Source organism: Nitratidesulfovibrio termitidis HI1 (assembly GCF_000504305.1).
GTDB lineage: Bacteria > Desulfobacterota > Desulfovibrionia > Desulfovibrionales > Desulfovibrionaceae > Cupidesulfovibrio > Cupidesulfovibrio termitidis.
In genome coordinates, this window is the sequence record NZ_KI632512.1 from 2,075,846 (window position 1) to 2,097,928 (window position 22,083).

Consider the following 22,083-nt stretch of genomic DNA (forward strand, 5'->3'; position numbering starts at 1 on the left):
CGAGCGCAGAAGTCAGCCCCATGCAGGCAGGCTTGCGGCACGACAACTTCGTGGCGCCCCACTGCACACGGGCCGAAAACGGAAAAACCGGCCGCAGGCCATCGGCCCACGGTCGGTTCTTGCATGGCAGGCGGTGATGCAGATCGCGAAAGGTCGCAGAAACCGCCCGCATCTTCAATGCGCGCCCGACGCCCGCCCGATGGAGACGCGGACGATCCGCAAAAGGCGAACAGGCGGCGTGGAACCCCTGTACGGCTACAGCGGCCGCACCGCCACGCAGATGCCCACGTCCCACGGGCCTTCCGGAGGGCAGCCCAGCATGTCGTGATACAGTTCGTAGCCGGGGCGGTCATCGCACTGCCAGCCGCTGGCGGGCAGCCACTGGGTGTACATGTCGTTCCAGGCCCGGAAGAACCCGTCGCAGGGGATCATGCTGCGGTATTCCGCGTACAGCCCGCCGGGCAATGTCTGCACGCTGATGCCCGACTCGGCCAGTTCCAGCGCGTCCACCTCCGGCCCGATGGCGACGCAGGCGTCATAGCGGCAGTGTTCCGGCGGGGTCACTTCCGGGTTGTCCCAGCTCACGCCGAATCCCGGCACGCCGGGCCGTACCAGATCGCGCTGCCCGGCCCAGGCCATCAGGCGGCCCCACACCGGACCGATGGTTTCGCTGGCATAGGGGCCGATGTGCCGCAGGTAGGCCACGCGATAGGCGGGCTTTTCCGAAACTTCCACGTTCATGGCGTTGCTCCTTGCGCTGTCCGGATCCAGCCGGACGTGTGGCGGACCGCCCGGAAACCACGGCATGTCCCCATGCAGGGGCACCGTGCCCGGCAGGGCCGGGATACCGGAGGGCTCCGAATGCTGCGCCACGGAACCGGTCGCACCGTCGCGCCCGGCTGCCTCGTTGCACATGGACGGTGGGTACACCGGGCCGCCGGACGGGGCGTTTCGCGCCTTGCCATTCCCCGCGTGCGCGCGAAAGGGGTCTGCCAGCAGGCAGCGCGCCCCTTCCCGGTCCGCACCGGTCTGGTAATGACGGCGGCGGCGGTATTCGCTGGGCGTCATGCCGAAACGTTCACGAAAGGCGCGGGCGAAATTCTGCGACGAGGAAAACCCGCAGTGCATGGCAACGTCCGTCACGCTCAGGGCCGGGGCAAAGGCCAGCATGTTGGCCGCGCGGTCCATGCGCAGGCGGCGGATGAACGCGTGCAGCGTTTCGCCCACCAGCCCGGAGAAGATGCGGTGAAAGTGAAAGCGCGAAAAGGGGGCGGCACCGGCCAGTTCGTCCAGGGTGAAGTCGCGCGCCGGGTCCGCCGCGATGTAGTCGATCACCCGGTTGATGCGCGCCTCGTAGCGGCGCAGGGTGTCTTCGCGCAGGGGCAGGCCTTCCGGGCGGGGCAGGCCGAAGGCGGTGTCCGTGCCGGGCGGGGCATAATCCGTGAAGACTCCCGTGTACGACGGCGCGGATGCGCCTTGCCCGGTGATGTCCGCGGCGGAGGGACTGGCAGCGGGAGCGGCTGCGGCAGCCGGTGCAGTTCCGGGGACGGTCCGGAGGGCAATATCGAACGGAGAACGCGTCATGGGAATCTCCACAGGCGGAGGGGAATACCGGATGAGTACCGACCGCGATGCTCACGACAGGAACGCGCAGGGGATTGACCAAACGTCAGCACCGCGGATGCCGCACGTCAGGCCACCACGCGCGGGGCATGTCGCCCCGGCAGGTCAGAGCCTGGTATCCTGGTGCCGGAATAGGTGAAGGCGTTCGAGATCATGGCCCAGTGCCCGCCCTTGTCCACGCCCACGGCCTGCCCGCAGACGCACCAGATGCGCCCGTCGCGTTCCTCGGCGTCATACACGCGGGTGATGCGCTCCTTGTGGCAGCGCAGCACTTCGCCCTTGCCGAGCTTCAGGTACTTCCAGAGTTTGCGGCGGCAGGCCGCACAGCGCAGGGTGAGCATGGCACGTCAGATAGCAGGAGAGGTGGAAAGTGTCAGCCATGGTACGGCAGACGGGCAGGACCGGATGGGCCACGCGGAGCAATCCGCCCACACGACACACCGGGGCTGCGGCATCCTTGCCACGGCCCCGGTGCATCATATGTATGTACGGGCACAAAGCGTGCGCTATTTTTTCAAGGCTGTCTCCACCAGCACGGCCAGCGGCGTGGTGGGCCGCCCGATCAGCGTGGAAAGTTGGCGCCCGTCGTCGAACAGGCCTCCCCTGGCCGCGCCTGCGTCGGAATCGGCCAGCAGGTCCGCCACCGGTTCCGGCAGGCCCACGCCCACCAGCATGGCGCGGTACTCCGCCTGCGGCAGGTTGGTATAGCCGATCTGCCTGCCGGTCTGGCGGCTGACCTCGGCGGCCAGTTCGGCCAGGGTGTAGGAGGTGTCGCCCGCCAGTTCATACACCTTGCCCGCGTGACCTTCGCCGGTCAGCACGGCCACGGCTGCGGCGGCATAGTCCGCCCGTGCGGCAGAGGCGATGCGCCCGTCGCCCGCGCTGCCCACGAACGCACCATGCTGCAACGCGCCGGGCAGGCTGGCCAGGTAGTTTTCGGTGTACCAGCCGTTGCGCAGCAGCACGTGCGGCAGGCCGGATGCCCGCAGCAGGGCCTCCGTTTCGCGATGTTCCGCGCCAAGACCCAGCGGGGTAGTGTCCGCATGCAGAATGCTGGTGTACGCCACCAGCCCCACGCCCGCGCGTTTGGCGGCCTCGATGACGTTGCGGTGCTGCGGCACGCGCCCGCCCACCTCGCTGGAGGAAATCAGCAGCAGCCGATCCACGCCCGCGAAGGCCGCGTCCAGCGTTTCCGGTTTGCCATAGTCCGCCATGCGCACGGTCACGCCCCTGGCAGCCAGGTCCGCCACCCTGGCGGGGTTGCGCACCACCGCCACGATGTTTTCCGCAGGCACGCGGGCCAGCAGCCCTTCCATCACCAATCGGCCCAGTTGGCCGGATGCTCCGGTTACGGCAATCATGGTCAAACTCCTTTACGTTCGGGGTTGGAGTTGCCAATATATGACCGGCACGCACTTTTAGTAAGTACGCACATGAAGGTAAGTATGAAGAAAGCTGTCCATGACTCTGCCCCCGTATCCGCTGCCGCCGGAAACTCCACGGGTTTCGGCACGTCCGACATACATGGAGCACCCGGCATACATGGCGCACCCGGCATACATGGCGCACCCGGCATGCCCACTGCCACTGACGGCACCGCGCCCGTCACCGGACCCATGGCACCTGCTTCGGCGGCCCCTGCGGCCCTCACGCCCCCCGCCGCGCTTGTATTGCGCGGCAACCTGTTCGCGGAAAAGTGTCCATCGCGGCAGATCCTGACCCATGTCACCAGCCGTTGGGGCGTCCTGATCCTGGTGGCCCTGCTGGAAGGCACGCACCGCTTCAGCGAACTGCGCCGCCGCATCGGCGGGGTGAGCGAACGGATGCTGTCACAGACCCTGCAATGGCTGGAGGCCGACGGTTTCGTCACGCGCACCGCCTATCCCGTGGTGCCGCCCCACGTGGAATACAGCCTGACGCCGCTGGGCCGGGAGATCAGCGAACAGATGCGCCAATTGACGAACTGGATAGAAGAGAATCTGGAACGGATTCGGCACGGATGACCAGCCGCAGCGACCTGCACCCGGAAGACAAGCGGAAGTTGACACCGGGCACGTCGCCGCTCACCGGAACAGGCCTATTCGGGCAACCACCTGCGACATATCTATCTAATTACCATATTATGCATATCTACCTCGAACTGCACCTAAACTGTTTAGTCAAGCCGCTACAGTTGTGCCAACTAATTAGTTACGATAAAAGGGCAGAGAGGATTTCCCATGCATATGCCCCTTTCCGAAGAATGGCTTAAACGCCTGAAGCTCGGCCCACGTGTGGGCCGAGAGTTGATTACCGAGGCGACACAAGCCAAAGGGCATTCTTATGCCGAAATTTTGTGCAACACACTGGAGGCTGGGGCTTCCGGTGTCTTCTGCTTGGATGGTCGCCCCTGCGCTGCTGTGGCGCTACCTCCACAACACCACAACGCCGAGTGGTTGATAGAATTGCATACCGCCCTGTGGAACCAGGGTGAGTTAGATTTTTTACTCCTGTTGTTTCACGACAGAGTAGAGATCCACACCTTAGATGCCAAACCTCATGCGTGCTGGGAAGCCCTCAATACCGGTCACGAAGCCCTATCTCCGACCTTACAGGCATCTCTGAGAATTCTTGAACAGGCTGGTGAAATTGAAGACATCATCACCGGCCTGGAGTCTGGTCGCTTTCTGGAAAACATAAAGGGAGGGCTTAATACTGAAGCCAAAGTGGATGCTGCTCTAATTCGTGATTTGGAGGGTGCGCGTGAGACGCTTTTGAAGGCTGAAAGAGACAAAAATCCCGACCAGCCATCCAAAGAACTTGTCGAGTGTGTGCACGACGTTCTGCTTCAAGCCATGTTCCTTTTATACCTTGAAGATCGTGGGATCATTGAGGTCGGGTATATTCACGCCTATGGTAATGAACGGGTGGGTAAGTTGCACGAGCTATTACGTGGTTACCCCTCGGATTTTTGCCGTCTGTTGACGCGTCTGGACTGCGAACTCAATGGTGGCCTGTTCAAGAAAAATCCGCTGTGGGAAAAACACGCTAGCATCTTGGCTGACTTCCTGCAGGGTGAGCGCAACTTCCGCACCGGACAGGGACGGTTATTCCGGCTGTACCGTTTTGAGTACATTCCTGTAGAGTTGCTGAGTGAAGTATATGACCGTTTCCTCGGCTCCGAGGGCGGAAAGAAAGAGCAGGGGGCCTACTACACCCCCCGTCGCTTAGCTGCCTTGGTCGTGGAACAGGCGTGGGAATCGTTGCGCAAACACCTTGATGCCGGTCGGCTGCCTCGGGTTTTGGACCCAAGCTGCGGTTCAGGCATCTTTCCCGCTCTCCTTTTCCAGCGCATCGCTGGATATCTCACCACAGCCTCTTGGGATGATCTCAAGCTGATCACAGAGAACTTGTATGGGGTAGATATCAACCCGACTGCAGTGCGTATCAGCGCTTTTTCCTTGTATCTGGCCCTGCTGCACCGGGCTGAGCCCAAAGATCTGCGCACACTCATGGACAAGGGAAAAGTTCTGCCGGAGATTTTGGGTACAACGCTGCTTCAGGGCAATTTTTTCGAGTATTCAGCCGAGAAACAATTCGACTGTATCATCGGCAATCCCCCATGGGGTGGTTCCAAACAGAATGCCGGAGCCACAGGCGAACAGTGGGTGCGAAAAAACAAATACCCAAAGCCATCTCAAGGAGAGCGCTCCTGGCCGTTTATCTGGAAAAGCTTGACTCACTTATCGCCGGAAGGAACCCTGGCCCTGCTGCTCCCGTCCACGGGACTATTCCTCAACGATGTTACAAAAAGCCTGACTCACCTTCTAGATGTCGCACGCTTGGAAAAATTGGTGGATATTTCTGATCTGCGGCATGTATTATTCAAGGATGCTGACTTTCCGGCTTGTATCCTGACGGCTACACGAGCGAAAAAAAATGAGCCCCATACATTCGTCTACGTTTGCCCCAAAGCTGACCTGAACGCGACACGAGGAGACCGCATCACCCTCGCTCCGGGAGATAAACATCTTATCCACTCCCACGCGTTTGCGAGTGATTCTGTTTCCACAACACAGCGATTGATGTGGTTCAGCCCAAAGGAACGGCACCTGCTTTCCTACCTGGACACCCTGCCTACCCTGCAGGATCTGCCTTTATTGGAAACAGACGAAGCGCGGAAAAGATTCCCCGATGGCATACGCCCTGAGTGGGGAATGGGGTTAGGATTTCAAAAAGACACGGGAAAAGAAGAAAAAAACAAAAAACCTTCTATTGCCGAATTACTACGTCTTCCCCATGCAGATGTAAAAAAAGATTTTACTCCATGGATTCAGCTCGTCAGTCCCGCGTGGCAACCCTATGGCACAACACAGGTATACAGAAGACGCTTCCCAGAAGGATATACAGCTCCTCATATCGTCATGCCATGCAGTCTCCGTGCCGACTGCAGGCTACGCGCGGGCTACGCCGAAGAGAACTTCAGCTTTAATAATAGCGTAACGGCCATTACGGTGCCGGACTCAAATGCAGGCCGCGCTGCAGGGAAATTCCTTACCGCATTCCTGAATAGCGCCTTTACTGCTTGGTTTCTGGCGGCCTGCGGCCTTGCGGTTAATCGGCCTCGGTTCACCCCTTCACTCCTCCTTGCGCTTCCTTACCCTAACCCTGAAGACTTGCCCGATCCGAAGCGCGCTGAAGCCATCCGCGCGACCGTTATCGCCAAAATGGATGCACTAATGCAGCAGGCGCAGGCCAAGCAGGGAGCAACGCTTACTTCCTACGATGACTTTCCTACGCCACTGGATGTCCGCGAATTGGATAACCTGATTTTCGCCTACTTGGGACTGCGGCCCGAGGAAATCGCAATCATCTGGGAAAGCCTCGAACTGGTGCGCAAAGGCACCCAACCCACGCCAAGCGGCAACCTCCCGGAATTATGGAAAGCGTCCGAATCAAAACATTGGGACACGTATTGCGCAGCCTTGAACGAGGCATTGGGCGCGTACATGGCTGAAGGCGACAGGGTGGAGACCCGACCACTCGGCTATTCCAACGATGTGGTTGTCGTGCAGGTGACCTATCGGCAGATCAAGGATGCAAACGAGCCTGCGCATACGCGGCAACAAGAGGCCGTGAGACTGCAAGAATTACCCAGAGCCCTACTGCGAAGCCTAGAGCGCCCTCTCGGGGGTAATATTTATTTGCAGCGCTACGCCATGGTGTTCTCTAAAGAAAAGATATTTTTGTTCAAACCTAGACAGCGACGTTTTTGGCTCACGAGTATGGCCCATATGGATGCCGACCACGTTCTGGACAACCTGTTGCGGGCTGCGGAACCCGTCAGGAGTCCGGCATGACCGAAGCGGAAATTGCGCGTCGCTGGCTTGAGCGTTTTCCTCGCTTGCATCCCGATACCGTTATGAAACAGTTTCTACCACTGTTGGGGGCGGCCTGGGAGGCAAAAAAGGTGCTTTTCACCGAAGCTCACTGGGAAGATTTTATAACCAACACGCTTGTCGCCGATGTCATACAGCGGGTTCATCAAGCAAAGGATATTCCTTGGAGCGTACGCCCTCAAGTCCCAATACTGGTGAAAGGCGACGATGGCACTGGAGAGACCATTGGCCGTTGCGATCTGATCATTGATCTTGGTGGTAACAGGGAATACATCCACGAATGTAAGCGCCTTTGGCCAGAGGGTGAGAAACGCACCTTCACCACGTCGGCGCGGCTTTATGTGCAAGATGGACTGCACCGCTTTCTTCACCCCTCCAAGGATCACCCCACGCCGCATGCCCAATATACCACATGGCAGAATTTTGCTGGTATGATCGGCTACGTTATGGACGGTCGGACACCCCAGGCCTGCAAGGCCGTCCAAGCGGCCATCAATAATCACGCCCCGCCACAGGAGATGACCGCATCTTGCCCTTCAGCCTGTCGAGTTGAGGGGGCTCTCGACTTTCAATCCACCCATCAAGATTGCACGGGCAGCACCGTACGGACACACCACCTTTTTCTTGGGCTAGCTGGAAGAGGCTAACCCGCTTAGCCCATCAGCGGACCCACCCTCCTCCTGCTCAATATTTATGATCTACGAATACTAGCAAAGGGGCTTTTCGGATGTTGGTGAATATCCCCAATAAATGAGGAGTCGGTAGTCGTTGTATTCAACGACTACCGACTCTTCTGGGGGTGTATACCCCGACTTGAAAAATGGCGGAGCGGAAGGGACTCGAACCCTCGGCCTCCGGCGTGACAGGCCGGCGTTATAACCGTCTTAACTACCGCTCCGCGGAAACCCGGACATGGATACCGACCGCAAAGCGGTCTTCCATGTCGGGAAATTCGGGCTTTAAAAAGGGGGAGCTTGCGCTCCCCCCTCTGGGATCCTGGCGGAGCCGAAGGGACTCGAACCCTCGGCCTCCGGCGTGACAGGCCGGCGTTATAACCGTCTTAACTACGGCTCCGCGTGGTGGTGGGCAGTGCAGGGCTTGAACCTGCGACCCCCGCCGTGTGAAGGCGGTGCTCTCCCAGCTGAGCTAACTGCCCACGTAGGAAGGACTGTCTATCCTCACCCCCCCGAAGTTGTCAACGGAATTTTCCCGAAGCGGCGCATTTTTTTGAACTACGCGCACAACATTTTAAAATTACATACTATTCCTTCACACCAAGCACATCCGCCAGATCAAAAACCAGCCCCACCCCTGCACCCAGCACCGCCAGCGGCGGCCAGCCAGAACAGGCGATCCTGCCCGCAAAACACCGTCTGCCAATGCCTGGCGCGCACCGAAGTCGCCGCACATCCCCAACGCCCCCCCTTTGACGCAATGGGCACCGCCGCCCGACAAGCGCCCTGCTCCCCTTCCGCCTGCCCTGTTTCGGTTGCTCCGTGCTTCAGCCCCCCCTCCCGGCCCGCCATCCCTACCCGCCCCGTGCGCGCAATCCGCACGCGGGGACAGACAATCCTTGCGCGCGGAACCGTCTCTCTATACAAGGGTACTCGCATACCGTCGTCATGCGCGGCGATTTCTTGCAGCGCCCGGCGGCGGAGACGGAACGTCCTTTTCAGGAGTGCGACGTACGCACATGTTCGACCCCACGGATACCGATGCCGCAGAGAACTCTCCCTGCCGCACCTGCATACAACCGGCCATCGACCACAGCATGCAGCTTACCCTGCTGCTGCGCGATGCTACCGCCTACGCCGCCCGGCTGCGCACCCGCTTTGCGGATGAACGCTCTCACGCCCCCCCGCCGACGCCCGACACGTCGCCCCGGAGCAACTGACGCGCTTTCACGCCGCACCCCCACAGCGGGAGCCCCCATGCTCGCCCAGACCACTGCGCATCCACTGCACGCGCCACGCCACCAGCGTCGGCGCCGCCCCCTTATCGTGCGCCCCTTGCCCGCACGCTTTCTGCTGCTCCTGTGCGCCCTGCTGGTTGCGGCGCTGCTGCAACGCCCGGCACCGGCCCTGGCCCGCGACCCCTCGGTGCTCGACGGGCTGGCCCTGGCCCAGCGCGGCGTCAGCGCCAACCTGTGCGCCCTCACCTTCGACGACGGCCCCGGCCAGACCACGGAAGCCCTGCTGAACATCCTGCGCGACAAGGGCGTGCGAGGCACCTTCTTCGTGGTGGGATCGCGCGTGCATCTGTACCCCGACGTCATGCAGCGCCTGGTGGCTGAAGGCAACGAGGTGGGCAACCACACCTTCTCCCACACCAGCCTGCGCCAGCGCGCGCCCGTGGAACAGCTGAGCGAGATAGCCCGCACCAACGATGAACTGGCCAAGCTGGGCATCGTGCCGCGCTACCTGCGCCCGCCCTATGGCCGCTACGACAACGCCACCATCGACGCCGCCGCGGCCCAGGGCATGACCATCGCCCTGTGGTCGGTGGACAGCCGCGACTGGCGCAAGCACGACCTGTTCGCCATGCTGCCGCGCAAATCCTTCGGGGTGCGCGGGGTGCGCGGCGTCTTCCTGTTCCACGACAACCACCGCGAAACGGTGGAGGCCATGCCCGCGCTCATCGACCGTCTGGCCGAAGCGGGCTGTACCTTCGTGACCATGTCCGAATACGTGGAAACTTCCGGCCCGCTCTGCCTGCACTGATCGGCAGGGCGCGCCGCGCGCTGGCGCTTTCGACTGTCCGCCCGCGCTTGGCCTGCCTGCGACGGCCCTTCATGCTCCGGCCTGCTCTCCGTTACCAGCCCGCCGCTGCCGCCACCGGCCAACGCCAGCCCCCCTCCCGTCCTGTCCCGCCCCCGGCCCGCCCGGCGTGCCCAATCCGCTCCGGCGTGCCTCGTCGCTTCCTCACGCCATGCGTTCCATCCCGGCGCGTGGCACCGACCGGCACAACCCGCCCGCGCTCGGCCCTGCCTTTTTGCGACAAATTCGTCGCGCCCGCTGCCTTTATCTCCCTGCCCCCACACCGCCACTCCCGTTCCGCACCGCAATGTGGAGCGCGCGCATCTTTTATGGGTTGAACAACCAATCGAATTCATTGTAAAATTTTCTGCTTGCGAGTGATGTCCAGCCAAAACGGAGTATTACCCCCAGCCAGAGATATCCGCACCACTGTTTGCCGTGTTTACATTCTCGTCCAAACGCGCGTATTGGAACGCCATTACAACTTTCCGGCTCGCGAGAAGGAGCCCGCCGCACTTCGCGGCATGGCCTGACCGGACGTCCCGCCCAGGCAGACCGCCCCAACGGACGGTTGCCGACGTCCCTTCCCGCCGTGCCGCCGCCTCGTGAGCGCATGCCCTCCACCCGGCCCCATGACCGGTTGGCGTACGTTTCCTTCACTTTTCCGGAGGTCGAACCATGCGCAACATCCTGCTGGCTCTGTGTCTTTCCCTGTGCCTCGTCCTGCCCGCCACGGCCCTTGCGGCGGACCTTGCCCTCAGCGTGCCGCTGCCGCTTACCGGCGGCCAGGCCAAGTTCGGCGAGATCATCAAGAAATCCATGGAAATCGCCGCCGAGGAAATCAACGCCAAGGGCGGCGTGAAGGGCGGCAAGCTGGTGCTGCGCTTCGAGGATTCGCAGGGCAAGCCCGAAATCGCCCGGTCCATCGCCGAAAAGATCATCGACGTGCAGAAGCAGCCGCTGCTGTTCGGCGAATACACCTCGGCCTGCGCCAAGGCCGTGGCCGCCGTGGCCGAGGAACGCAAGACCCCGTACGTGGTCGTCGCCTCTGCCGCGGACGAGATAACCCAGCAGAATTACACGTACGTCTACCGCATCAACCCCACCAACGCCTATTACGCCTCCGGCCTGCTCTCGTTCATGGACAAGGTGGTCAAGCCCAGGACCATGGTCATCCTGTACGAATCGTCCGACTTCGGCACCTCGGGCGCGGAAGAAATGGCCAAGTCCGCCGAAAAGGCGGGCATCAAGGTGCTGATGAAGGAAAAGTACGAAAAGGGCGCGGTGGACTTCAAGCCCGTGCTCTCGCAGGTCAAGGCGCAGAACCCCGACGTCATCTACATGGTCTCCTACGTCATGGACGCGGCCCTCTTGATGCGCCAGATCAAGGAACTGCGCATCGACGCACGCCTGTTCGCGGGCGGGGCCGCCGGGTTCGCCATCCCCGAGTTCATCGACAACGCCAAGGACGCCGCCGAGTTCGTGGTCACCGCCACCCTGTGGAGCCCGCAGGTAAGCTACCCCGGCGCACGCGAGTTCGCCGAAAAGTACAAGGCCGCCCATGGCGACTACCCCTCGTACCACGGCGCGCTGGCCTATTCCTCGGTGTACGTGGTCAAGGACGCCGTGGAGCGCGCCAAGGGGCTGACCACCGAAGACATCAACGCCGCCATGAAGGGCGTGGACATGATGACCGCCTTCGGCCCGGTGAAGTTCGAAAGCCACGACGGCTACCAGAACCAGAACTTCATCGACACCCTTGCCTTGCAGGTACTTCAGGGAAAGCACGAAACCATCTGGCCCGAACGCTACGCCAGCGCCAAGCCGGTGTTCCCCATCCCCAGGTGGCGCGAACGCAAGTAGCGCCTTCCACCACGCCGTGACCGTACGGCGGCGGAGTGCCTCCCGCCGCCGCGCGACACCCCGGCCCACGGGCCGTCCACAGTGGACTGATCCCCGTCCGTCCCTCCACCCCAGCCGGTGCCGGGTTCACCAGACCCGGCACCGGCTGGACGGAGGACCGAATCCGGACCGCACCCGCACGCAATGCCCGCCCCCGCACGACAAGCAGAGGACGGGCCCCCTTGCGCAGGGCCGCGCATGCCCGTCCGCCGCCGCACGGACAACCCGCCGCCAGCAAACACCGGCCAGTCAACGCAGGCTGGCCGACACAGGGAGGTCACGCCCCATGTGGGTGCAAGCCGAAGTGTTTTTGCAAACCCTTGTCGCCGGCATCCTGCTCGGCGGCCTGTACGCGCTCATCGGCATCGGCATGACGCTGATCCTCGGCGTCATGAAGATCATCAACCTCACCCATGGCCAGTTGATGATGGTGGCCATGTACATCGCCTTCTGGCTGTTCACCCTGTTCGGCATCGACCCGTACGTGTCGCTGCTCATCGCGCCGCCGCTCATGTTCGCCTTCGGCATGCTGATCCAGAAGGCGCTGGTAAATCCGGTGCTGCGGGTGGAATCCATCCTGCCGCACAACCAGGTCATCCTTACCGTGGGCATCGGGCTGGTGCTCCAGAACATGGCCACCATCCTGTTCACCTCCGACTACCGGTCCACCCCGGTGGATTACGCCTCCACGGCCTTCTACCTGTCCGACCTGTGGAAGGACACGCCGGTGGAAATCTCGCTGTCGCTGCCGTGGGCGGTGTCGTTCCTGCTTTCTGTGGTCATCACCGTGCTGCTGTGGTTCTTCCTGGCCCATACCGACACGGGCAAGTCCATCCGCGCAACGGCCCAGGACAAGGACGCCGCACTGATCATGGGCGTGAATGTGGGGCTGATGCGGGTCATCACCTTCGGCCTGGGCTCCGCGCTGGTGGCCTGCGCGGGCTGCCTGTTCATCCCCATCTACTACCTGTTCCCCGCGCTGGGGTCGCAGTTCACGCTCATCGCCTTCGTCATCACCATCCTTGGCGGGCTGGGGTCCACGCTGGGCGCCATCCTGGGCGGGCTGATCCTGGGCGTGTTCGAATCCATGACCGCCACCTACGTGGGCATGGGCTGGGCCCCGGTGGGGCGCTTCGTCATCTTCGTGGCCGCGCTGGTGTTCCTGCCGGGCGGTGTCGCCTCGCTCCTCAAGACCAGGAAGCTGTCGAAATGAAAAACAACCTCGTTCCGCTGGTCGTGCTGGCGGTGCTGGCCGGGCTGCCGCTGCTGGGCCTGAACAGCTACGTCATGCACATCCTCATCCTGTCCATCATGTGGACCCTGGCGGGCATGGCCTGGAACCTGCTGGGCGGCCACTGCGGCCAGGTATCGTTCGGGCACGCCGCGTTCTTCGGCATGGGCGCGTACAGCGCGGGCCTCATCCACCTGCATCTGGGCCTGTCGCCCTGGTGGGGCTTTCTGGCCAGCCTGCCCGTGGTGGCCCTGGTGGCCCTGGCCATGGGGTCGGTGGTGCTGCGGCTGCGCGGCCCCTACTTCGTGCTGGCAACCCTGGCCATTGGCGAAGTGCTGCGCATCACCTGTGAAAACCTTACCGATTTCACCAAGGGCACCCTTGGCATCATGATCACCCGCACCTGGGTGGAAAAGACGCAATACTACTACATCATCCTGGGGCTGGCCGTGCTGGCCTTCGTGGTGTGCCGGGCCATCGTGCGTTCGCGCTGGGGGTACTACTTCGTGGCCATCCGCGAGGACCAGGACGCCGCCGAATCCATGGGCATCGACACCACGCGTTACAAGACCATCGCGCTGACGGTCAGCGCCATGCTCACCGGTCTGGCCGGGGCGTTCTACACCAATTACATGGGGTACATCGACCCGGGGGTGGTGTTCTCGCTGGGCGAAATATCCATCCTGATCATCATGGTGGTCATGGTGGGCGGCGTGGCAACGGAATGGGGCCCGGCGCTGGGCGCGGGCATCATGGTCATCCTGGCGGAATACATCCGATCGCTGCCGCTCATCGGCGTGGCCTACCAGACCATGTTCGGGGTGCTGCTCATCGTGATCATCATCTACCTGCCCAACGGACTGGTAGGCGACTGGCCGGTGCTCCGGCGCAAGCTGCTGCGCGGGGGGGCCACGGCATGAGCATGCTCGAAATCCGCAAGCTGTCCATGTTCTTCGGCGGGCTGGCCGCCCTGCACGACGTGAACTTCGACGTGCGCCAGGGCGAGATACTGGCCCTCATCGGTCCCAACGGCGCGGGCAAGACCACCCTGTTCAACTGCGTGAACGGCTTCTACAACCCCTCGGAAGGGCAGGTGCTGTTCAAGGGGCAGCCCATATCCGGGCTGAAGCCGCACAAGGTCTGCCAACTCGGCATTGCCCGCACCTTTCAGGTGGTCAAGCCGCTGTCGCGCATGAGCGTGTTCGACAACGTGCTGGCATCCGCCTTCCTGCGCAACCCCACCCGCAAGGGCGCGCAGGACGTGGCCGACGAGGTGCTGCACTTCACCGGGCTGTGGGACGACCGCGACCAGTTGTCCAAGGGGCTGCCGCTGGGCAAGCGCAAGCGTCTGGAAATAGCCCGCTCGCTGGCCACCCAGCCGGAATTCCTGCTGCTGGACGAATCGTTCGCGGGGCTGAACCCGGCGGAACTGGACGTGTCCATCGACATCATCCGGGGCATCAGGCAACAGGGCATCACCGTCATGATCATCGAACACCACATGAAGGTGATCATGGCCATTTCGGACCGCATCGTGGTGCTGAACTTCGGCCAGAAGATCGCCGAGGGCTCGCCCGCGGAAATCAGCGCCAACAGGCAGGTCGTGGAAGCGTACCTGGGGGAGGAGCACGGTGCTTGAGGTTCGCAACATCGATGTCGCCTACGGCGACGTGCAGGTGATCTGGGACGTCTCGTTCCGGGTGGGCACGGGCGAAATCGTGGCCATGATCGGCGCCAACGGCGCAGGCAAGTCCACCATCATGCGCACCGTGTCGGGCGTGCTGCGGCCGGGCAAGGGCGAGATACTGATGGCGGGAGAGGCCATCCACGACGTGGAGCCGTACACCCTCATCGAAAAGGGGCTGGCCCACGTGCCCGAGGCGCGGCGGCTGTTTCCGGAAATGACGGTGGAGGAAAACCTGGACATGGGCTCCCTGCGGGGGCGGGCACGCAAGGAGCGGGCCCGCACCAAGGAGCGGGTGTTTTCCATCTTCCCGCGCCTGGCCGAGCGGCGCAGGCAGGCATCCGGCACCCTTTCCGGCGGCGAGCAGCAAATGCTGGCCATTGGCCGGGGGCTGATGGCCCTGCCCCGGCTGATCATGTTCGACGAACCATCACTGGGCCTTGCACCCATTCTGGTTCAGGATATCTTTGGCGTCATCCGCACGGTGCGCGACGAGGGCATGACCGTGCTCATCGTGGAGCAGAACGTGCGGCAGACCCTGGCCCTGTGCGACAGGGCCTATGTGCTGGAGAACGGGCGCATCACCCAGGAGGGGGCCGGGGCCGACCTGCTGCGCGACCCCCACGTGAAGGCCGCGTACCTCGGGGTATAGCGCACCGCGCCGCCCCGCCATTTCCCAACGGAGGTTCCCATGCTGGTCAAGGACTGGATGACCACCCACGTCTACACGGTGACGCCCGACGACTCCATTTCGTCGGCGGCGGCCCTGATGCGCGAACGCAACGTGAAGCACCTGCCGGTGGTCGAAAACGAACTGCTGGTGGGCATGCTGTCCGACCGCGACATCAAGGCCTACCTGCCCTCCAAGGGCACGTCACTGGACATCTACGAAATCAACTACCTGCTGGCCAAGACCAAGGTCAGCCAGGCCATGACCCGCCCCGTGGTCTCCATACCGGCGGACACACCCATCGAGGACGCGGCCATGATCATGCACGACCGTGACTTCGGCTGCTTGCCGGTGACGGAGGCCGCCCCCGGCGGCCAGCGGGTGACGGGCATCATTTCCGACAATGACCTGTTCCGGGTCATGGTGGACATCACCGGCGTGCGCGGCGGCGGGCACCGGCTGGCCCTGGTGCTGCCCGACCGGCCCGGCTCCATCAAGGAGGCGGGCGACCTGGTGCGGGCGCGCGGCTTCCGCCTGCAAAGCATCATGTCCACCAACGAAAAGGCCGCACCCGGCACCCGTTACGTGGTGCTGCGCACCCGGGGCGAAGGCGACTGGGCCGGGCTGGTGGATGACATCGGAAAGAGCCCGTTCCAACTGGTGCACGCGTTGTAGGCAACCCACCCCACGAAAAACACGAGGGCCGGGAGACGATCCCGGCCCTTTTGCGTTGCCTGCCACATCCACATATATGAACGGGTGGACCGCAGGCCCCTGTGCGCCCCTGCGCCTTTCCCGCTTGCCTCCAAAAGCCGCTGCTGTTACAAGTTTGCAAAAATTGAGGGCGCGCACCTCCCTACGTTTTGCACGAATTTGTAAAATTTGCGGCTTTTTTACCGGCCCCGTGCACAGGACGAATTGCCAACCGCACGGAACACCGGCCTTTTTTTTAGTGGACCGCTTCTTGCTTTTGATTTTGGCGTCGCAACGCGCCGACACCCGCCACGTGGCACGCGGCGGAACCGGCACGCCGCCGCATCCCGGCGGGGCGACCACGTGAACGACGTGAACAGGGACACTGGCGCGAGCAGGTCGCGCCGGACACATGCGACAAATTTGTAAGCATCGCGATTACCGCAACCCCCTTTCAGGAGAACGTCCATGAGCGGAATCCAGGCCCGTCTGAACGCGATCTCGGCCATCACCAACTACAAGCCGAGCGCGGCCCCCATGAACTTCGCCGAAACCAAGCCCACCGAGCTGTTCGGCTGCAACGTCTTCAACGACAAGGTCATGAAGGACCGCCTGCCCAAGGCCGTCTACAAGTCGCTGAAGAAGACCGTGGAACTTGGCGAAAAGCTCGACCCCTCCATCGCCGACGTGGTCGCCAACGCCATGAAGGACTGGGCCATCGAAAAGGGCGCCACCCACTTCACCCACGTCTTCTACCCGCTCACCGGCCTGACCGCTGAAAAGCACGACGCCTTCCTGGTGCCCGACGGCAAGGGCGGCGCGCTGGCCGAATTCAGCGGCAAGCTGCTGATCCAGGGCGAACCCGACGCCTCCAGCTTCCCCTCCGGCGGCTTGCGCGCCACCTTCGAAGCGCGCGGCTACACCGCGTGGGACGTGACCAGCCCCGCCTACATCCTTGAAAATCCCAATGGCACCTTCCTGTGCATCCCCACTGCGTTCGTTTCGTGGACCGGCGAGGCCCTGGACAAGAAGACCCCGCTGCTGCGCGCCAACCAGGCCCTGAACAAGCAGGCCCAGCGCGTGCTGAAGCTGTTCGGCACCGAAAGCAAGCTGCCCGTGGGCTCGTTCGCCGGTCCTGAACAGGAATACTTCCTCATCGACCGCAACTTCGCCTTCGCCCGGCCCGACCTGCACATCTGCGGTCGCAGCCTGTTCGGCGCCAAGCCCGCCAAGGGCCAGGAATTCGAAGACCAGTACTTCGGCGTCATTCCCCGCCGCGTGCTGTCCTTCATGATGGAAGTGGAGCGCGAGCTGTTCAAGCTCGGCGTGCCGGTGAAGACCCGCCACAACGAAGTGGCCCCCAGCCAGTACGAAATCGCCCCCATCTTCGAAACCAGCAACCTGGCCACCGACCACAACCAGCTGATCATGACCGTGATGCGCAGCGTGGCCAAGCGCTACGGCATGGTCTGCCTGCTGCACGAAAAGCCCTTCGCGGGCATCAACGGTTCGGGCAAGCACCTCAACTACTCCATCGGCAACGCCGACCTCGGCAGCCTGTTCGATCCCGGCGACAGCCCGCATGAAAACGCCCAGTTCCTGGTGTTCTGCGCCGCCGCCATCCGCGCCGTCCACAAGTACGGCGCCCTGCTGCGCGCCACCGTGGCTTCCGCGTCCAACGACCACCGTCTGGGCGCCAACGAAGCCCCGCCGGCCATCATGTCCGTGTACCTCGGCGAACAGCTGGCCGACGTGTTCGAACAGCTGAAGACCGGCAAGGTCAACGGCTGCAAGAAGGCCTGCGTCATGAACATCGGCGTCGACGTGCTGCCGCCGCTGCCCATGGATCCGGGCGATCGCAACCGTACCAGCCCCTTCGCCTTCACCGGCAACCGCTTCGAATTCCGCGCCGTGGGCTCGTCCATGTCCATCGCCGGTCCCCAGGTTGCCCTGAACGCCATGATGGCCGAATCGCTGGACTACGTGGCCACCGAACTGGAAAAGGCCACCAAGGGCGATCCCGCGAAGCTCAACGACGCCGTGCAGAAGCTGCTGCAGAAGATCATGAAGGACCACGACAAGGTCATCTTCAACGGCGACGGCTACTCCGAGGAATGGCACAAGGAAGCGGCCAAGCGCGGCCTGCCCAACCTGAAGACCACCCCCGACGCCCTGCCCGTGCTGACCAGCCCCGAAGTGGTGAAGCTGTTCACCACCTACGGCGTGTTCAGCGAAGCGGAACTGAAGTCGCGCGAAGAGATCTACTTCGAGCAGTACTGCAAGACCATCGCTACCGAAGCCAACCTGGTCATCCGCATGGCCCGCACCATCATCTTCCCCGCCGCCATGCGCTACCAGGGCGAACTGGCCGCCACCTGCGCCAACCTGAAGGCCGCTGGCCACGACTACAAGGTGGTTGCCCTTGAAGACGTGACCGCCAAGCTGCGCTCCATGCAGGCCGCCGTGGGCGAACTGGAAAAGAAGCTGGAACACGAGGCTGGCAACACCCACGCCGAAGCCAGGCACATGTGCGACGTGATCCTGCCCGCCATGCTGAAGGTGCGCGAATACGCCGACGCGCTGGAAGCCGTGGTGGCCGACGACCTGTGGGCCCTGCCCAGCTACCAGGAAATGCTGTTCATCAAGTAGGGCCCGCCCCTGCCGGACGGCAGACATGCAATGACACGGGCCGCCCTTCGGGGCGGCCCTTTGCGTGCCCCCCCCCTTTGCGTCCCTGTCCGCACGCGCACGGGTATGGATGCGGCCGTCCGCTCCCACTGGCGCGCATCGGCAGCGCCTGCGGTACCCGGCGCACCGGGGGCACTGCGCCACACCGCGCATACCAGCCCATACCGGCCCATACCAGCTTGACGCAAAGCCCGGCCCCGTCTAGGCATGAGGCGCGCCGCGGCGGAATCCCCGTCACTACCGGTTCACCGTCGCGCGCATCACCACGAACGCGATCAGTACGAGGTTTCCATGGCCAACCACGAAGAAGACGACGGCTACGACTACCTGTTCGAGGCAGCCTACGAGGCGCTGGAAGAAAGCGGCTTCACCGGCCTGCTGGTAAGCGGCTACGAGGACATGCCGGAACCCGCCCCGGTGGAAGGGCACATGCCCGACCTGACCGCCACCAACGCCAAGGGCGTGGCCTGCATTTTCGAGATCTGCCCGCGCGAGGCCTTTGCCACGCAGGAACTGGCGGACCGGCTGCTGGTCTTCGCCCGCCATGCGGAAGCCATCAAGGGGCATCTGGTGCTCATCGTGCCCGAGGGCGAAGAGGACGTGGCCTGGGCCTTCCTGTCCGAGCACGCCATACCCGAGGACAGGCTGGACGTCTGGGAAGCGTAGACGAGACGCCGGGCACGGCCACAGGCACGACGCCCGCCCAGCTCTGGCTGACCTGGCAGACCGCCCGGCTCTGCAGACCGGGCAGATGCCTCTGACGGACGGTTTCGGCGGCTGCCCCTGCAACGCGGACACTAGCCCCTGTCGCGCACGTCGTGCCGCCACGAGCACAACGGAGCGCAGCAGCCAAGGCCCTGACGCAGCTCGGTCAGGTCCGGGCCCGGCGCGTCCCCAGCGGGCCTGCTGGCATCGGGCGTGTCTGCGCAGGGTCTTCCCGGACGGGACGCTTCGGACGACACCCCGGATGCCGGGTGGCGCGGCGCCATCAGCAGGCACAGGTACCGGCCAAGCGCGGCATCCCAGAGCAGTTCGGGGCAGCGCGGCAGATAGCCGTGCAGCAGGTGCGAGACCTGGCACTGGTCGGACAGGCAGCACCAGCCGCAGCCGACGCAAGGCACATGGGACATGAAGGTACCGTGAACAGCTTCGCGGGCAAGCCGTCCCCCTGTTGACGGACATATTGCGGGGGTGGCTCCGGGCCGCGCGGGTTCCGTGCCCCTTTCGGGGCAGGCACGGTCCTGGGAGGGGATTGCCGGGCACGGTACACCCCTGCCGCAGGCATGGCAAACCGGGCTTCGGGTCCGGCTTCCTCCGGCGGCGCCCCGGCCGGGTCCGCCCTTTCCCGCTTGCCATCAGGCGGTCGGACACGCCCCTCCCCCGTCCCCTCACTTCCCGGCGTCCCGCCGGGCTTGTTACACACCGTTACCATTTGCCCCTTGCCATCCGCCCGTGGTGGCTCTAGAAGGCATCCAGCAAAGCTCCGCGCGCAGCCCGGCAAAGCTCCTTCGCAGTCCGACAAAGCTCCTTCGCAGCCCGGCAACGCTCCCTTGCAACCCGGCAACGTCCCTCCCCAGCCCGAAAAAGACCGCCCGCAACCCCGGCATACCCGCCAAGACCGTCCCCATGTCGCGCCGCCCTCGCCTGCTCCGCCTCCCTGTCCTGCTGGTCCTGCTGGTCCTGCCAGCCCTGCTGGCGGCAGTGCTGCTGGCTCACCCCCCGCTGCGCGACGGCCTGGTGGGCCTGGCCCGCTATGCCAAGGCCCGGCTGTACGACTACCGCCTGTTCGACGATTCCGACCTGGTCACCGACGTCTCCGCCCGCGAACCAGTGCCCCTGCAACGCCTGGCCGACGGCAACACCCTGTACGTGCTGGTCATGGGGCAATCCAACGCCGCCAACGAGGTGGACACCCCCCTGCCCGCCGACGACCTGGAAAACGTGTTCATCGAATACGACGGCACCCTGTACCCCGCCGAAGACCCCATGCTGGGCGGCACGGGCGAACGGGGATCGGTGTGGTCGCGCTTCGCGCGGCTGGCGCTGGCCACCGGACGCTGGCGGTACGTGGTGCTTTCGGTCATTGCCGAAGGCGGCTCGCCGCTGTCCTACTGGCTGCCCGGCGGCCCGGTGCGCCCCAAGCTGGAAGAACGTCTGCGGGCCATCCAGCAGTTGCCCATCCGGCCGGACTACGTGTTCTGGTTCCACGGCGAATCGGATGCGCTCAATTCCCTGCCGCGCCTGCTGTACAAGTACGATTTCCTCGATCTGGTAGGCACGTTGCGCACCTTCGGCATCGACAATCCGGTGCTGGTCTCGCAAACCTCGCTGTGCCGCCGCTACGGCACCGAATCGGTGCGCCAGGCCCAGCAGGAACTGGCCCGCCAGGTGCCCAACGTTGTCCTGGGGCCGGATACCGACGAAGTGGGCCTGCCCTTTCGCCGCGATGGTTGCCACTTCACCGACGAAGGCGGCGACATCGTGGCCGGGCTGTGGATGGACGCCATGCTCGATGCGGAGCACGCCGCCGAATAGCCCGGCGGTGCGCCAGCCTGCGCCTTCCCTTCGGCCTCCTTCCCTGCCACGCTAGCTGCCCGGTCGCCCTTTACCTTTGGACCTGGTGAGCTCGGCTTGACGTGCCCAACGGCTCGGCCTTCCGTTGCGCCCCCCCCCCCCGGTTTCCCTGCGACCTTCCCCCGCCTCTCCGCCCCCCTGCTCCCTGCCGTTTCAGCCAGCCTGGCATTCCGCCTTGGCCCGCGTACCCTTCCCGCGCATCTGGATTAAAAAAATCAGTATTGGCGGAATGTTCCGGAAAAACTTCTTTCGCCGTTCAATCAATGCGGTTGGCTGCCCAGACAGTTTCACCCCACCGCGCGCAGACCCCCGGTTTTCGCCGTTTGCTCCGGTTTTTCCCGCCGCGCCGCAAGGCCACTCGGCGAAGCGCAAATATTTCCACGTGAATTTCCAAACATGGTAGCGGTTACTGACATTGGGTGATATACGGATGATAGACCATTAGTCTGTTCGGTACGCGAACTTCCCGCGCCCCTCGCCGGGCGGGCCTTTTCGCGTCGGCTCCCGTCAGGATGGCGGGTGGCGGTGGGGACGGGACACGCTTCGTGATGCCGGTCACGTTCACCCACGCCGGAATCGGGCATGCAGACGGCGGAAGGCGCCGCACTGCCCCCAGCCCGATGCCGGACGTACGCTGGCCCGGTGCCGGACCGACACCGCCGGCCCCTTCCGACAGGGCCACGAACGCGGACATACAACACGGCGTGTGACATTGGGCCGCAATTAGTAGCACTAATTTGACAAACGTAACACCATGAGGTAACCCACCACAACTCCACTTCCTCCGCGTTTCCGCCCACCATCGACGGGCAAACGCCAACCCGGCGGACACGGTCGCCGCCGGCGCGCACCGCATGTCAGGCGCTCCTGACATGGCATGCGCA

The 22,083-nt window shown here is 63.5% G+C and carries 18 protein-coding genes and 3 tRNA genes; 14 read left to right on the plus strand and 7 right to left on the minus strand.

The genetic code is table 11. From position 1 onward, the window contains the following. Positions 1-255: 255 nt before the first annotated feature. The 3 genes from DESTE_RS08545 to DESTE_RS08555 all read right to left on the minus strand — a co-directional run bounded on the left by DESTE_RS08545 (position 256) and on the right by DESTE_RS08555 (position 2,984). Positions 256-1,584 carry an AraC family transcriptional regulator gene (locus DESTE_RS08545; RefSeq protein WP_051384395.1) on the minus strand — a complete coding sequence of 443 codons (1,329 nt, stop codon included), beginning with the start codon at positions 1,582-1,584 and terminating at the stop codon, positions 256-258. Positions 1,585-1,691: 107 nt separating this feature from the next. Further along, positions 1,692-1,964: a hypothetical protein gene (locus DESTE_RS08550; protein WP_035066881.1), complete on the minus strand. Its 273-nt coding sequence runs from the start codon at positions 1,962-1,964 to the stop codon at positions 1,692-1,694. Positions 1,965-2,129: 165 nt separating this feature from the next. Continuing rightward, positions 2,130-2,984, minus strand: a complete 855-nt coding sequence (locus DESTE_RS08555; RefSeq protein ID WP_035066883.1) for an SDR family oxidoreductase — start codon at positions 2,982-2,984, stop codon at positions 2,130-2,132. A 213-nt stretch (positions 2,985-3,197) separates the two neighbouring features. Between DESTE_RS08555 and DESTE_RS08560 the strand changes: the two genes are divergently transcribed. The 3 genes from DESTE_RS08560 to DESTE_RS17965 all read left to right on the plus strand — a co-directional run bounded on the left by DESTE_RS08560 (position 3,198) and on the right by DESTE_RS17965 (position 7,648). Next, positions 3,198-3,626, plus strand: a complete 429-nt coding sequence (locus DESTE_RS08560) for a winged helix-turn-helix transcriptional regulator (protein WP_281172048.1) — start codon at positions 3,198-3,200, stop codon at positions 3,624-3,626. Between the two features lie 216 nt (positions 3,627-3,842). Beyond that, the gene (locus tag DESTE_RS17620) at positions 3,843-6,962 is read left to right on the plus strand and encodes an HsdM family class I SAM-dependent methyltransferase (protein ID WP_084559412.1); all 3,120 of its coding nucleotides are present in this window, start codon (positions 3,843-3,845) and stop codon (positions 6,960-6,962) included. After that, positions 6,959-7,648 carry a hypothetical protein gene (locus tag DESTE_RS17965; protein WP_156925304.1) on the plus strand — a complete coding sequence of 230 codons (690 nt, stop codon included), beginning with the start codon at positions 6,959-6,961 and terminating at the stop codon, positions 7,646-7,648. Before DESTE_RS17620 ends, DESTE_RS17965 begins: the two co-directional genes overlap by 4 nt. Before the next feature lie 174 nt (positions 7,649-7,822). Here the strand turns inward: DESTE_RS17965 and DESTE_RS08575 are convergent. The 3 genes from DESTE_RS08575 to DESTE_RS08585 all read right to left on the minus strand — a co-directional run bounded on the left by DESTE_RS08575 (position 7,823) and on the right by DESTE_RS08585 (position 8,157). Next, a tRNA-Asp gene (locus DESTE_RS08575) sits at positions 7,823-7,899 on the minus strand. Positions 7,900-7,998: 99 nt separating this feature from the next. Then, positions 7,999-8,075 (minus strand) — tRNA-Asp (locus tag DESTE_RS08580). A gap of 6 nt (positions 8,076-8,081) precedes the next feature. Next, positions 8,082-8,157, minus strand: a tRNA-Val gene (locus DESTE_RS08585). A 537-nt stretch (positions 8,158-8,694) separates the two neighbouring features. Here DESTE_RS08585 and DESTE_RS08590 point away from each other — a divergent pair. The 10 genes from DESTE_RS08590 to DESTE_RS08635 all read left to right on the plus strand — a co-directional run bounded on the left by DESTE_RS08590 (position 8,695) and on the right by DESTE_RS08635 (position 19,291). Then, positions 8,695-8,895, plus strand: coding sequence for a hypothetical protein (locus DESTE_RS08590; RefSeq protein WP_035066889.1), 201 nt, complete (start codon positions 8,695-8,697; stop codon positions 8,893-8,895). Between the two features lie 37 nt (positions 8,896-8,932). Further along, entirely contained in the window at positions 8,933-9,721 is a 789-nt protein-coding gene (locus DESTE_RS08595) for a polysaccharide deacetylase family protein (RefSeq protein ID WP_035066891.1), read from the plus strand. A gap of 714 nt (positions 9,722-10,435) precedes the next feature. Then, positions 10,436-11,620 carry an ABC transporter substrate-binding protein gene (locus tag DESTE_RS08600; protein ID WP_035066893.1) on the plus strand — a complete coding sequence of 395 codons (1,185 nt, stop codon included), beginning with the start codon at positions 10,436-10,438 and terminating at the stop codon, positions 11,618-11,620. 325 nt (positions 11,621-11,945) lie between these two features. After that, positions 11,946-12,872: a branched-chain amino acid ABC transporter permease gene (locus DESTE_RS08605; RefSeq protein WP_035066895.1), complete on the plus strand. Its 927-nt coding sequence runs from the start codon at positions 11,946-11,948 to the stop codon at positions 12,870-12,872. Further along, positions 12,869-13,810, plus strand: coding sequence for a branched-chain amino acid ABC transporter permease (locus DESTE_RS08610; RefSeq protein WP_035066897.1), 942 nt, complete (start codon positions 12,869-12,871; stop codon positions 13,808-13,810). The genes DESTE_RS08605 and DESTE_RS08610 overlap by 4 nt, the downstream gene beginning before the upstream one ends. Beyond that, the gene (locus tag DESTE_RS08615; protein ID WP_035066899.1) at positions 13,807-14,529 is read left to right on the plus strand and encodes an ABC transporter ATP-binding protein; all 723 of its coding nucleotides are present in this window, start codon (positions 13,807-13,809) and stop codon (positions 14,527-14,529) included. Before DESTE_RS08610 ends, DESTE_RS08615 begins: the two co-directional genes overlap by 4 nt. Beyond that, positions 14,522-15,226 carry an ABC transporter ATP-binding protein gene (locus DESTE_RS08620; RefSeq protein WP_035066901.1) on the plus strand — a complete coding sequence of 235 codons (705 nt, stop codon included), beginning with the start codon at positions 14,522-14,524 and terminating at the stop codon, positions 15,224-15,226. Before DESTE_RS08615 ends, DESTE_RS08620 begins: the two co-directional genes overlap by 8 nt. Positions 15,227-15,265: 39 nt before the next feature. Next, positions 15,266-15,919, plus strand: a complete 654-nt coding sequence (locus tag DESTE_RS08625; RefSeq protein WP_035066903.1) for a CBS and ACT domain-containing protein — start codon at positions 15,266-15,268, stop codon at positions 15,917-15,919. Positions 15,920-16,405: 486 nt separating this feature from the next. After that, entirely contained in the window at positions 16,406-18,586 is a 2,181-nt protein-coding gene (locus DESTE_RS08630) for a glutamine synthetase III family protein (protein ID WP_035066905.1), read from the plus strand. 330 nt (positions 18,587-18,916) lie between these two features. Further along, the gene (locus DESTE_RS08635; RefSeq protein WP_035066907.1) at positions 18,917-19,291 is read left to right on the plus strand and encodes a hypothetical protein; all 375 of its coding nucleotides are present in this window, start codon (positions 18,917-18,919) and stop codon (positions 19,289-19,291) included. A 131-nt stretch (positions 19,292-19,422) separates the two neighbouring features. On the opposite strand, the gene DESTE_RS08640 is transcribed toward DESTE_RS08635, so the two are convergent. After that, positions 19,423-19,755 (minus strand): hypothetical protein, encoded by a 333-nt coding sequence (locus DESTE_RS08640; protein WP_035066909.1) that lies wholly within the window; start codon positions 19,753-19,755, stop codon positions 19,423-19,425. 496 nt (positions 19,756-20,251) lie between these two features. Between DESTE_RS08640 and DESTE_RS08645 the strand changes: the two genes are divergently transcribed. Further along, positions 20,252-21,160 (plus strand): sialate O-acetylesterase, encoded by a 909-nt coding sequence (locus DESTE_RS08645; protein WP_035066911.1) that lies wholly within the window; start codon positions 20,252-20,254, stop codon positions 21,158-21,160. The last annotated feature ends 923 nt before the right edge of the window (positions 21,161-22,083 follow it).